9 protein-coding genes are annotated in these 12,455 nt (G+C 34.0%); 8 read left to right on the top strand and 1 reads right to left on the bottom strand.

Annotation, left to right across the window (positions count from 1 at the left end; all coding sequences use genetic code 11):
• Positions 1-143 precede the first annotated feature (143 nt).
• The 3 genes from rimP to infB all read left to right on the top strand — a co-directional run bounded on the left by rimP (position 144) and on the right by infB (position 4,787).
• Positions 144-608, top strand: a complete 465-nt coding sequence (gene rimP, locus IU405_RS02110) for a ribosome assembly cofactor RimP (protein ID WP_197436961.1) — start codon at positions 144-146, stop codon at positions 606-608.
• A gap of 12 nt (positions 609-620) precedes the next feature.
• Entirely contained in the window at positions 621-1,874 is a 1,254-nt protein-coding gene (gene nusA / locus IU405_RS02105) for a transcription termination factor NusA (protein ID WP_197436960.1), read from the top strand.
• Between the two features lie 63 nt (positions 1,875-1,937).
• Positions 1,938-4,787, top strand: a complete 2,850-nt coding sequence (gene infB / locus IU405_RS02100; RefSeq protein WP_197436959.1) for a translation initiation factor IF-2 — start codon at positions 1,938-1,940, stop codon at positions 4,785-4,787.
• An 81-nt stretch (positions 4,788-4,868) separates the two neighbouring features.
• Here infB and IU405_RS02095 read toward each other — a convergent pair whose 3' ends face one another.
• Positions 4,869-5,237, bottom strand: coding sequence for an SPOR domain-containing protein (locus tag IU405_RS02095; RefSeq protein ID WP_197436958.1), 369 nt, complete (start codon positions 5,235-5,237; stop codon positions 4,869-4,871).
• Between the two features lie 198 nt (positions 5,238-5,435).
• Between IU405_RS02095 and IU405_RS02090 the strand changes: the two genes are divergently transcribed.
• The 5 genes from IU405_RS02090 (at position 5,436) to IU405_RS02070 (ending at position 12,448) form a co-directional block, all read left to right on the top strand.
• Positions 5,436-6,743: a cytochrome c3 family protein gene (locus tag IU405_RS02090; RefSeq protein ID WP_197436957.1), complete on the top strand. Its 1,308-nt coding sequence runs from the start codon at positions 5,436-5,438 to the stop codon at positions 6,741-6,743.
• 78 nt (positions 6,744-6,821) lie between these two features.
• Entirely contained in the window at positions 6,822-9,878 is a 3,057-nt protein-coding gene (locus IU405_RS02085; RefSeq protein WP_197436956.1) for a TAT-variant-translocated molybdopterin oxidoreductase, read from the top strand.
• 20 nt (positions 9,879-9,898) lie between these two features.
• On the top strand, positions 9,899-11,362 hold the full coding sequence (nrfD, locus tag IU405_RS02080; protein ID WP_197436955.1) for an NrfD/PsrC family molybdoenzyme membrane anchor subunit: 1,464 nt from the start codon (positions 9,899-9,901) through the stop codon (positions 11,360-11,362).
• On the top strand, positions 11,362-11,889 hold the full coding sequence (locus IU405_RS02075; protein WP_197436954.1) for a DUF3341 domain-containing protein: 528 nt from the start codon (positions 11,362-11,364) through the stop codon (positions 11,887-11,889). Before nrfD ends, IU405_RS02075 begins: the two co-directional genes overlap by 1 nt.
• Before the next feature lie 10 nt (positions 11,890-11,899).
• Complete coding sequence (locus IU405_RS02070; protein WP_197436953.1) at positions 11,900-12,448, top strand: c-type cytochrome; 549 nt, start codon at positions 11,900-11,902, stop codon at positions 12,446-12,448.
• Positions 12,449-12,455: the final 7 nt, after the last annotated feature.

Below are 12,455 nucleotides of genomic sequence, written 5' to 3'. Positions count from 1 at the left end.
TTACAATCCATTTGGTAAATCATAAACATTTAGTATATTTGCAGCGAAAAAATAAGGAAAATTGAGAATGAAGGGGACTTAAAGTCCCCTCTTTTTATATCTAAAGGAATTATTTTTTTAGTAGTATTTAGTAAAAAGTAATCATGGATCAAGCCAAAGTAAGATATTTAGTTGAGGAGGCATTAGCGGAAAATGAAACGCTATTTTTAGTGGATCTTTCAATTTCTGAAGCGAATAAAATCAAAGTAATTGTTGATGGTGATGAAGGTGTGCCATTGAGTGAATGTATTAGAATTAGTAGAAATGTGGAGCACAATTTGGATAGAGAAGCTGAAGATTTTGCATTGGAAGTTTCTACTCCTGATATTTCAAAACCCATAAAACTACAAAGACAATATATAAAGAATATCGATAGAATATTGAATGTAAAAACAGTAAACGAAGAGGAAATTGAAGGAACTTTGGTTGCTGTAAATGAAGAGAATATAGTATTGGTTTGGGAAGCAAGAGTGCCAAAATTAGAAGGAAAAGGAAAAATGACTGTTGAACAAACAGCAACAATAGAGTATAAAAATATCAAAGAAGCAAAAGTGAAGATTGTATTTTAAGAAAATAAGGTAATGGAAAATATAGCGTTAATTGAATCGTTTTCTGAATTTAAAGATAACAAAAGTATAGACAGAGTAACATTGATGTCTATTTTAGAAGAAGTTTTTAGAGCGGCTTTAAAACGAAAGTTTGGCTCTGATGATAACTTTGACATCATCATCAATCCTGACAAAGGAGATTTAGAGATCTGGAGAAATCGTGTGGTTGTTGCAGACGGAATGTCTGAAGACGATAATGAAGAAATAGAATTGAGTGAAGCTCGTAAAATTGAGCCCGATTTTGAAATTGGAGAAGATGTTTCTGAAGAAGTAAAATTGGTTCAATTAGGAAGAAGAGCTATTTTGGCTTTGCGTCAAAACTTGATTTCAAAAATTTACGAACACGATAGTACCAATATTTTTAAGCAATTTAAAGATTTAGAAGGCGAATTATATACTGCAGAAGTGCATCATATTCGTCACAATGCGATTATTTTATTGGACGATGATGGGAATGAAATCGTATTGCCAAAAAGCGAGCAAATTCGTTCGGATTTTTTCAGAAAAGGAGATTCAGTAAGAGGAGTTGTAAAATCAGTTGAATTGAGAGGCAACAAGCCTACGATTATTTTATCAAGAACGTCACCAGTATTTTTAACCAAATTATTTGAACAAGAAATCCCAGAAGTTTTTGACGGATTAATTACTGTAGAAGGTGTTGCAAGAATTCCAGGCGAAAAAGCAAAAGTAGCTGTTGATTCTTATGATGACAGAATTGATCCAGTGGGAGCTTGTGTTGGTGTAAAAGGATCAAGAATTCATGGAATTGTGCGCGAATTGGGTAATGAAAATATTGATGTAATCAATTACACCAAAAACGAACAATTGTATATTGCAAGAGCTTTGAGTCCTGCAAAAGTGACTTCTATGGAAATTGAATTGTACGAATCTGAAAAAAATGGTAAAAAAGGACGTGTAAAAGTTGTTTTAAAACCAGAAGAAGTTTCAAAAGCAATTGGAAAAAGTGGTGTAAACATCAGATTGGCAAGTGAATTGACAGGTTATGAAATTGATGTTCAAAGAGAAGGAGCTGAAGAAGATGTGGAATTGACAGAGTTTGTTGATGAAATTGAAGGATGGATTATCCAAGAATTTAAGAATATTGGATTAGACACTGCAAGAAGTGTATTAGAAACTTCTGTGGAAGAATTGTTAAAAAGAACCGATTTAGAAGAAGAAACTATTTTGGATGTTCAACGAATTTTAAGAGAAGAATTCGAAGAATAGATTCCAAAATCATTAAAAGTAAAAAGATTATTTTTACAAAAATTAAAGAATAAAAAATTATATATGTCTGTAGACAAAACAATGAGACTTAGTAGTGTGTTAAGAGAATTGAATATTTCTCTTGACAGAGCTGTAGAATATTTAGGGAAACATGGTCATGATGTAGAAGCAAGACCAACTACTAAAATTTCTCAAGATACCTATCAAGTCCTTCTTGATGGCTTTGAAACAGATGCTAGCAAAAAAGCTGCATCCAAAGAAGTTGGAGAGGAAAAAAGAAAAGAAAAAGAAGCAATTCGTCTTGAAATTGAAGCCAAACTAGAAAAGAAAAAAGCAGAAGAGGCTAAAAAAGAAGAAGAGATTCTAAGAGCAAAAGCAGATAGAATAGAGTTTAAAACTGTTGGAAAAATCGACATTGATAATTTGGGGAAAAAACCCGAAGTTGAAAAAGAAGTCGAAAAACCTGTCAAAGAAACTGTTGAAATTCCAGTTGTTAAAGACGAAGTTGTCCAAGAAAAAGAAGAGAAAAAAGCAGTAATTGTTGAGGAAACTAAAAAGCCTGAAGAGCCTAAAGTTGAAATTCCAAAAATTGAAACTCCAAAACCTGAAGCTCCAAAAGTTGAAAATCAACCGATTAAGCCAATTCAAAACGAGGTAAAACCAACTGAAATTACTGCCGAAAATGCTGAGTCAATTATTACTCAATACAAGAAATTGGATGGTCCAAAAATGACTGGACAAACCATTGACTTAAAACAGTTTGAAAGACCTAAAAAGAAAAAACCAGAAGTTAAAAAAGACGCTTCAACGGATCCTAGAAAAAAACGCAAACGTATCAGTAAACCTAGTGCTACACCTGGAACAGCTGCTGGTACTGGCGTTAATACAAGACCACCACAAGATAATAGAAATAGACCAAATCAACCGAATCAAGGTGGACAAGGCAATAATAGACAGCCTGGAGGAGGTTTTAGGCCAAGAGGAAATCAAGCACCTATTAAAAAGGAAGATCCAACAGAAGCTGATATCCAAAAGCAAGTAAGAGAAACCTTAGAAAAACTTCAAGGAAAATCTTCTAAAGGAAAAGGTGCAAAATACAGAAGAAATAAAAGAGATGCTCACAGAGAACAATCCGAAGCAGAATTAGAAGCAAAGGCATTAGATAGCAAAATCCTAAAAGTTACTGAATTTGTAACGGTTAGTGAAGTTGCCACAATGATGGATGTTCCTGTAACTCAAATCATTTCAGCTTGTATGTCATTAGGAATGATGGTAACCATGAATCAGCGTTTAGATGCTGAAACATTGGTCATTGTTGCAGAAGAGTTTGATCATAAAGTAGAATTTGTGGGTGCAGAAGTAGAAGAATCTATTGAAACTGTTGAAGATAATCCTGAGGATTTAATCACTCGTGCACCAATTATTACTGTAATGGGTCACGTAGATCATGGAAAAACTTCCTTATTAGATTATATCAGAAAAGCGAATGTTACTGAAGGAGAAAGTGGAGGAATTACGCAACATATTGGAGCATATGCTGTAAACGTTGGAGATCAAAAAATCGCCTTTTTAGATACACCTGGACACGAAGCATTTACTGCAATGCGTGCACGTGGAGCGCAAATTACAGATTTAGTTATCATTGTAGTTGCTGCTGATGATGACGTAATGCCTCAAACAAAAGAAGCCATTTCTCACGCACAAGCTGCTGGAGTTCCTATAATTTTTGCCATTAATAAGATTGATAAACCAAATGCAAATCCAGATAATGTGAAAACGCAATTATCGGGAATGAATTTACTTATTGAAGAATGGGGAGGAAATATTCAATCACAAGATATTTCAGCAAAAACAGGACAAGGAATTGAAGAATTATTGGAAAAAGTTTTATTGGAAGCGGAAGTTTTAGAATTAAAAGCCAATCCAAATAAAAATGCTACTGGAACAGTTGTTGAAGCACAATTGGATAAAGGAAGAGGTTATGTTACCACTATTTTAGTGCAAGCAGGAACTCTTAAAGTTGGGGATTATTTGTTAGCTGGAAAAAACAGTGGAAAAGTAAAAGCCATGTTTGATGACAAAGGTGTAAAATTAAAATCTGCAGGACCTTCAACGCCAGTATCAGTTTTAGGATTGGATGGAGCACCACAAGCAGGTGATAAATTTGTCGTTTTTGATGATGAACGTGAGGCAAAACAAATTGCAGCTAAAAGATCACAATTGCAAAGAGAACAATCTGTAAGAACTCAAAAAACATTAACTCTTGCCGAAATTGGACGAAGAATTGCTTTAGGAGATTTCAAAGAATTGAACATTATCTTAAAAGGAGATGTGGATGGTTCAGTAGAAGCATTGGCAGATTCTTTCCAAAAATTATCAACCGAAGAAATCCAAATCAATATTCTGCACAAAGGTGTTGGAGCCATTACCGAAAGTGATGTGTTATTGGCAACAGCTTCTGATGCAATTATTGTAGGATTCAACGTTCGTCCACAAGGAAATGCAAGAATGATTGCGGACAGAGAAGAAGTAGATATCAGAACATATTCAATTATTTATGACGCTATCAATGACTTGAAAGACGCTATGGAAGGAATGCTTTCTCCTGAAATGAAAGAAGAAGTTACTGGAAATGTGGAGATTAGAGAAGTATATAAAATATCTAAAATTGGAAACATTGCAGGATGTATGGTAATGTCTGGAAAAATATTTAGAGATTCTCAAATCCGAATTATTAGAGATGGAATTGTAGTTCATGATGGATATTTGACATCTTTAAAACGTTTCAAAGACGATGTAAAAGAAGTTGCAAAAGGATATGATTGTGGATTGCAAATCAAAAATTACAATGATATTCAAGAAGGAGATTTAATTGAAGCATATAAAGAATTTGCTGTTAAAAAGAAATTATAGCAGTATTTTAAACTTCATAAAAAAAAAGCCAAAATCAATTGAGATTTTGGCTTTTTTATTTTTTGAGATAACTTTTAAATCTTATCTGAGAAGTGAAATCACAATCAATCCTGAAAATTTTTCTGAAAAATTTAGCAACGCTTTGTCAGCTTCTAATTTTGTTTTATAATTTCCCACTTGCACTTTCCAATAAGGCTGATCATAGGTAAGTTTTGTAAACACATCAGGATAACTCGAATTGAACTTTGTTTGGATATTTCTAGCATTTGATTCTTCTCCATAAAATATTTGAACACGATATCCAAAGCCAATATCTTTATTAAAAGCTCTCTTTTTTGCGATTAAATTTTTAATTTGAGGACTCATATTAGTGTTATTTTGAGCTGTAATGGTATGTATACCAAGTATCAAAAACAATCCAAAAAACCAATAAGAATAAGAATATTTCATAAAAAAATAATTTCTACAAAAGTAATAACATCTTTTTTAAAATAATCTTAAAAATTGATTATTTAGAATTATTATAAATTAATGTTTAACATTCTATTCCTTTTTAAAAATTTGTCAATAAGTACTACTTTTGTGCAACTGTTCAAAAAGCGTTTTTTTGAACCATTTTATACACGACACTAAAAATAGTTTGTAAATATGAAAAGTGTAGCATTACACAGTAAACGAACCCTAATTCTTCTAAAGAGTTTTACAATTATCCTGTTTTTTGCATTTAGTCTTTCTTCTTATTCTCAAGAAGTAGATGAAGCACGTCAACAAGAAGGTAAAAAACTGTACAAATCTTTGTGTGCATCTTGTCACAAATTAGATAAAAAGTTGGTGGGGCCTGCTCTTGGAGGTGTTGAAGCAAGAAGAGAGCGTGAGTGGTTACTCAAATGGATTAGAAACAATGCTGAATTAAGAGCTTCAGGTGATAGAGATGCTATCGCAATTTTTGAAGAATACAATGGTTCTGCGATGTCTGCTTTTCCTCAGTTGACAGATCAAAATATTGATGATATTTTGTACTATACAACTGTTGGTGATCCAAAACCAAAAGTTGATCCTGCAGCTGCAGAAGTTGTTGCAACAGGTGGAGGAAGTTCAACTGCTCCAAGTTGGTTGATTTACATTTTGGCTGCTGCTATTGTGGTTGCTTTCTTGATGATTGCTAGCTTGCTAAAACAAGTAAATGAACTGAAAGGAAACACAACTCCTGAAACAAAATCAAACTTAAAAAGAGATGTACAAGAACTTTGGGAAGGTGTTAAACAAAACACGTTCTTAAAAGTAATGACTACGATTTTCCTTTTATTAATGGGAGCATATGTAGGATTTGGAACACTATTCAAAGTTGGAGTAGATCAAGGATATTCTCCTTTACAGCCTATTGCTTTTTCACATAAAATTCATGCAGGTGATAATAAAATTGATTGTCAATACTGTCATTCATCAGCTAAGCATAGTAAACATTCTGGAATTCCATCTGTAAATGTATGTATGAACTGTCATAAAAACATTGCTGAAGTTGCTGAGGGAACTGTGGTAGAATGGGATGGAGTTACGTATGGAAAAGCTGAATTGGATAAAGAAATCGCAAAAATCTATACAGCTGCTGGTTGGGATCCTGAAGCATTAGAATATACAGGAAATACAAAACCAATTAAATGGATTCGTATTCATAATTTACCAGATTTTGCCTACTTTAACCATTCACAACACGTAACTGTTGGAGGTTTAGAATGTCAAAACTGTCATGGTCCAGTTGAAGAAATGGATGAAATGTACCAATTTTCTCCTTTAACAATGGGATGGTGTATCAATTGTCATAGAGAAACGAAAGTTGATTTAAAAGGCACAGAGTATTATGATAAAATACACAAAGAGTTAGCTAAAAAATACAATGTTGGTCAAGTAACAGTGGCACAACTTGGAGGTTTAGAGTGTGGTAAATGTCATTATTAATCAAGCAATAAAAAAATAGCCTTTAGTCATAGCATCAAAACTATTGATTAAAATCTAAGAACTAATAACTAAAAATAAATGGCTTCAGACAAAAAATACTGGAAAAGTGTTGAAGAACTTACAAATAGTTCTTTTGTTGAGACGTTAAGTAAAAATGAATTCGTTCAGGAAATTCCAACGGATACATTTTTAGGAGATAAAGAAACATTGGCAAATTCATCTACTTCAAGAAGAGATTTCTTGAAATATGTTGGTTTTACTACTGCTGCAGCAACATTAGCTGCTTGTGAAGGACCTGTAAAAAAATCAATTCCTTATGTGGTAAAACCCAATGATATTATAGCTGGTGTTGCAGATTGGTATGCGACTTCTATGGCTGATGGATTTGATTTTGCCAATATTTTGGTAAAAACTCGTGAAGGTCGTCCAATCCAAATCATGCCAAACAAAGACGCTAATGGAACTACAAGTGCCAGAGTTCAAGCGGCTGTTTTGTCTTTATATGATGAAAAACTTCGTTTAAAAAATCCTACAAAAGCAGGAGAAAAAATTTCTTGGACGGATGCTGATAAAGAAATTGGTGCTGCTTTAAATACATTAAAAGACGCAAATACACCTGTTGTTTTATTAACAGGAACATTGGCTAGTCCTTCTACTGAAAGAATCATTCAAGAATTTATTGTTGCTTATCCAAATGTAACTCATGTTATTTACGATGCAATATCTGAATCTGCAGCAGCTGATGCTATGTTGGCTATGTACGGAAAACGCGCGTTGCCAAAATATCATTTAGACAAAGCTTCAGTTATTGTTTCATTTGGTGCTGACTTTTTGGGTGATTTCCATGGTGGATTTGAAAAACAATATGTTGCTGGTAGAAAACCAGAAACAGGATCCATGTCATATCATGTTCAGTTTGAGAGCAACATGTCTTTGACAGGCGCAAATGCAGATAAAAGAATTGTGACAAAACCATCTGACCAAATTTTTGGATTGATCAATTTGTTCAATGAAATTACAGGTTCAAATGTTCCTTCAAAAGCGACTCCTGTTGATGCACAAGTAAAACAGATGGCAGCTGCATTGAAAAAGGCAGGTTCCAAAGGAGTTGTTATGACAGGTATCAATGATAAAAATGCACAATTGGTTGCTTTGGCAATCAACAAAGCATTGAATAGTGAAATCGTTGATGTTAATAATACATTAAATATTCGTCAAGGAAATGAAACTGATGTAAATCAGTTAGTGAAAGATATGAATGCTGGTAAAATTGGAGGGTTACTTTCTTATAACGTAAATCCTTTGTATTCATTACCAAATGCATCTGAATTTGCAAACGGATTGAAAAAAGTTTCTTTAACGGTTGCATTATCAACAGAAAATAATGAAACGGTTAATGCATCAAATTATGTGTTGCCAACGTCACATTTCCTAGAATCTTGGGGAGATACTCAATTTGATGAGGTTACTTACGGATTGATGCAACCAACAATTCAGCCATTATTTAGTACGCGTCAATTGCAAGATACGTTGTTAGGATGGTCTGGAAATTCTACAAAATATTATGACTATTTGAAAGCATTTGCTTCCACAACAATCTTAAATGGTGGTTCTTGGAATACTGCTTTACACAATGGTTTCTTTACAAGAGAAATTACAACTGCTACAGTTGCATCTGAAATTTCAGTTACAGAAGCAGCAATGCAATTGTCAAATGCTGCAAAAAAAGCTTCAGGTTTTGAGTTGCAGTTATACATAAAAACTGGTTTAGGAGATGGAAAACAAGCAAACAATCCTTGGTTGCAAGAGTTCCCTGATCCAATCACAAGAGTTTCTTGGGATAATTACTTAACCATGTCAATGGCTGATGCCAAACAATTAGGATTTACAAATCCTGTAAAAGACAATGGAGCAATTGATGGTGATTATGCAAAAGTTACAGTTAATGGAAAAGAAGTAACTGTGCCTGTAATGATTCAACCAGGACAAGCAAAAGGTTCTGTTGGATTGTCATTAGGTTTTGGTAGAACTTTCGGTTTGAAAGAAGAAATGCAAGTAGGTGTTAATGCCTATCCATTATATTTAAATGCCAATAATATTCAATTTGGAGTTAAAATAGAAAAAGTATCTGGAACACATCAATTTGCTTGTACACAAGTACAAAAAACAATTGCTGGACGCCATGATATTTTAAAAGTTGCTTCATTAAAAGAATACAAAACTGTTGAGCCAAAAGACCATCATCATGGGTGGAACAAACCTTCTTATGTTTCTTACGATCATAAAGAAGTTGAGGCAAACACCATTGATTTGTGGGATGAACACAATAGAGAATTAGGTCATCATTTCAATTTATCAATTGATTTAACATCTTGTACCGGTTGTGGAGCTTGTGTGGTTGCATGTCATGCAGAAAACAATGTTCCAGTTGTAGGAAAAAGAGAAGTTAGAGTTGGTAGAGATATGCACTGGTTGCGTATTGATAGATATTATTCCTCAGAAGTTAAAACCAGAGAAGATGCAAAAAAGCAAGGTTTAAGCAGAGGTGAAATGTACAAAGGATTGGAAACTGAGGCCGAAAATCCTGAAGTTACTTTCCAACCAATGATGTGCCAACATTGTAATCATGCTCCTTGTGAGACTGTTTGCCCTGTTGCAGCAACTACTCACGGTCGTCAAGGACAAAACCAAATGACATACAACAGATGTGTTGGAACAAGATATTGTGCTAATAACTGTCCATACAGAGTGCGTCGTTTCAACTGGTTCAATTATGCAAATAATAACGAGTTTGACTTTAACATGAACAACGAGTATGGCAAAATGGTATTGAATCCAGATGTTGTTGTGCGTTCAAGAGGAGTTATGGAAAAATGTTCTATGTGTATCCAAATGACACAAGCCACTATTTTAAAAGCAAAAAAAGAAGGACGTGCAGTAAACACTGACGAATTTGAAACTGCTTGTTCATCAGCTTGTACAACAGGAGCCTTAGTTTTTGGAGATGTGAACAATAAGCAAGATAAAGTAGCAGCTTTAGCAAAAGATAAAAGAGCATACAACGTGTTAGATTACTTACAGACAAAACCGAATGTAATCTATCAAGTGAAAATAAAAAACACAAACGAAGCGTAATTAAATTTAAGATATAGAATATGTCTCATTACGAAGCATCCATTAGAGAACCTTTGATTTTAGGTGATAAAACTTATCACGATATTACCGAGGATATTGCAAAACCTATTGAAGGAAAGGCAAATAAAAATTGGTACATGGCATTTTACATTTCTTTAGCAGCAATGCTTTGGGGATTTGGATGTATCTTTTACACAGTTGGAACAGGTATTGGAGTTTGGGGTCTAAGCAAAAACATTGGTTGGGCTTGGGATATCACAAACTTCGTTTGGTGGGTAGGTATTGGTCACGCAGGAACATTGATTTCTGCAGTATTGTTATTATTCCGTCAAAAATGGAGAATGGCAATCAACCGTTCTGCAGAAGCCATGACAATTTTTGCCGTTTTTCAAGCAGGATTGTTTCCAATTATTCACATGGGTCGTCCTTGGAATGCTTTCTGGGTATTGCCAATTCCAAACCAATTTGGATCATTATGGGTGAATTTTAACTCACCATTATTATGGGACGTTTTCGCAATTTCTACCTATTTATCAGTTTCTTTAGTTTTCTGGTGGACAGGTTTATTACCAGATTTTGCGATGATTCGTGATAGAGCTGTAAAACCTTTTCAAAAGAAAATTTATTCATTATTGAGTTTTGGTTGGTCAGGAAGAGCAAAAGATTGGCAGCGTTTTGAAGAAGTTTCTTTGGTGTTAGCTGGTTTAGCCACTCCCTTAGTACTTTCTGTACACACAATTGTATCTATGGACTTTGCTACTTCTATCAATCCAGGATGGCACTCCACAATTTTTCCTCCTTATTTCGTTGCTGGAGCTATTTTCTCAGGATTTGCGATGGTGCAAACCTTGTTAGGAATCATGCGTAAAGTAACCAATATGGAAGAATATATTACAAGACTTCATGTAGAATATATGAATATTGTAATTATTTTGACTGGAGGAATCGTAGCTGTAGCGTATGCAACAGAGTTTTTCATTGCTTGGTATACTGGATCGCCTTATGAATATTACACCTATTTATCAGTAGGAGCTGCAACAGGTCCTTACGCTTGGGCATTTTATTCTTTATTGCTTTTCAATATTGCCATTCCACAGTTATTATGGTTCAAAAAAATCAGAAGAAGTTTTATAGCATCATTCATCATTTCTATTGCGATTAACATTGGAATGTGGTTTGAGCGTTTTGATATCATCGCAATTGTATTGAGTAAAGGTCATTTGCCTTCAACATGGTGGCGTTTTGAGCCTACATTTGTAGATGTTGGAATTTTTATTGGAACTATAGGATTCTTCTTTGTATTATTCTTATTATATGCAAGAACATTCCCAGTAATTGCTCAAGCTGAAGTAAAAACAATCTTGAAATCTTCGGGAGAATTTTACAAAAAAAGAAGCGAGCAAGGAATACCTACTAAACCAGCAATTGTTGTTTTAGATATTGAGAAAAAAAGTGATAAATCAGATAAAAAAGATAAAGAATAATGAGTTCATCTAAAGTTATTCACGCATTTTATAATGATGACGAAGTGTTGCTAGATGCAGTAAAAACTGTAAAAGCAGCGCATCATCACATAGAAGAAGTATTTTGTCCTTTTCCAGTGCATGGTTTAGACAAAGCCATGGGATTAGCACCAACAAGAATTGCAATTACAGCATTCATGTATGGAATCACAGGTTTGTCTGTTGCGATTTGGATGACAAATTATATGATGATTCAAGATTGGCCACAAGATATTGGAGGAAAACCAAGTTTTTCATGGTTCGAAAATATGCCAGCTTTTGTACCAATCATGTTCGAATTAACCGTATTTTTTGCGGCGCATTTAATGGTAATTACTTTTTATATGAGAAGTAAAATTTGGCCATTTAGAAAAGCAGAAAATCCAGATCCAAGAACAACAGACGATCATTTTTTGATGGAAATTCCAGTTCATAATAATGAAGAAGAATTGACAGCTTTATTAGCAAAAACAGGAGCTGTTGAAATTAATGTAGTAGAAAAGCACTAATTAATAGGTAATGAAAAATTTAAAAATACTTATCGCTTTAGTTGTTTTTGTAAGTTTCATTTCTTGCAACAACAAAAGAACGCCTCAGCTTCAATACATGCCAGACATGTATGAGTCAATTCCTTATGACACGGATGCTGAAAAAGGATTGAATAATAAACCTGTGAATAGACCACCAGTTGCTGGAACTATCCCAAGAGGAGGTTTTCCAGCTTACGATATTCCTGATACACCAGAAGGTTATGAAAGAGCTAGAATAGAAGTAACAAATCCAATTGAAGCTTCAGAGAAAAATTTGGAAAAAGGAAAACAGTTGTACACGATTTACTGTACTTCTTGTCATGGTGAAAAAGGTGATGGAAATGGAGCTTTAGTTCAAAACGGAAAATTTGAAGGAATTCCAAATTATAAAGACAGAGATATCAATGCAGGAACTATTTACCATGTAATTATGCATGGAAAAAATTTAATGGGTTCTCATTCATCTCAATTAACATACACAGAACGTTGGCAAATTATCCATTATGTGGAACAGTTGCGTGCTGATTTATTAAAATAATTACAAA

Origin of the sequence: Polaribacter sp. BAL334 (assembly GCF_015767435.1) — a bacterium.
Lineage (GTDB): Bacteria > Bacteroidota > Bacteroidia > Flavobacteriales > Flavobacteriaceae > Polaribacter.
This window is presented reverse-complemented; position numbering and strand designations above follow the sequence as displayed.

Coding starts and splice junctions, on each gene's coding strand:
- rimP (WP_197436961.1), top strand. CDS start 144: ATGGATCAAGCCAAAGTAAGATATTTAGTTGAGGAGGCATTAGCGGAA.
- nusA (WP_197436960.1), top strand. CDS start 621: ATGGAAAATATAGCGTTAATTGAATCGTTTTCTGAATTTAAAGATAAC.
- infB (WP_197436959.1), top strand. CDS start 1,938: ATGTCTGTAGACAAAACAATGAGACTTAGTAGTGTGTTAAGAGAATTG.
- IU405_RS02095 (WP_197436958.1), bottom strand. CDS start 5,237: ATGAAATATTCTTATTCTTATTGGTTTTTTGGATTGTTTTTGATACTT.
- IU405_RS02090 (WP_197436957.1), top strand. CDS start 5,436: ATGAAAAGTGTAGCATTACACAGTAAACGAACCCTAATTCTTCTAAAG.
- IU405_RS02085 (WP_197436956.1), top strand. CDS start 6,822: ATGGCTTCAGACAAAAAATACTGGAAAAGTGTTGAAGAACTTACAAAT.
- nrfD (WP_197436955.1), top strand. CDS start 9,899: ATGTCTCATTACGAAGCATCCATTAGAGAACCTTTGATTTTAGGTGAT.
- IU405_RS02075 (WP_197436954.1), top strand. CDS start 11,362: ATGAGTTCATCTAAAGTTATTCACGCATTTTATAATGATGACGAAGTG.
- IU405_RS02070 (WP_197436953.1), top strand. CDS start 11,900: ATGAAAAATTTAAAAATACTTATCGCTTTAGTTGTTTTTGTAAGTTTC.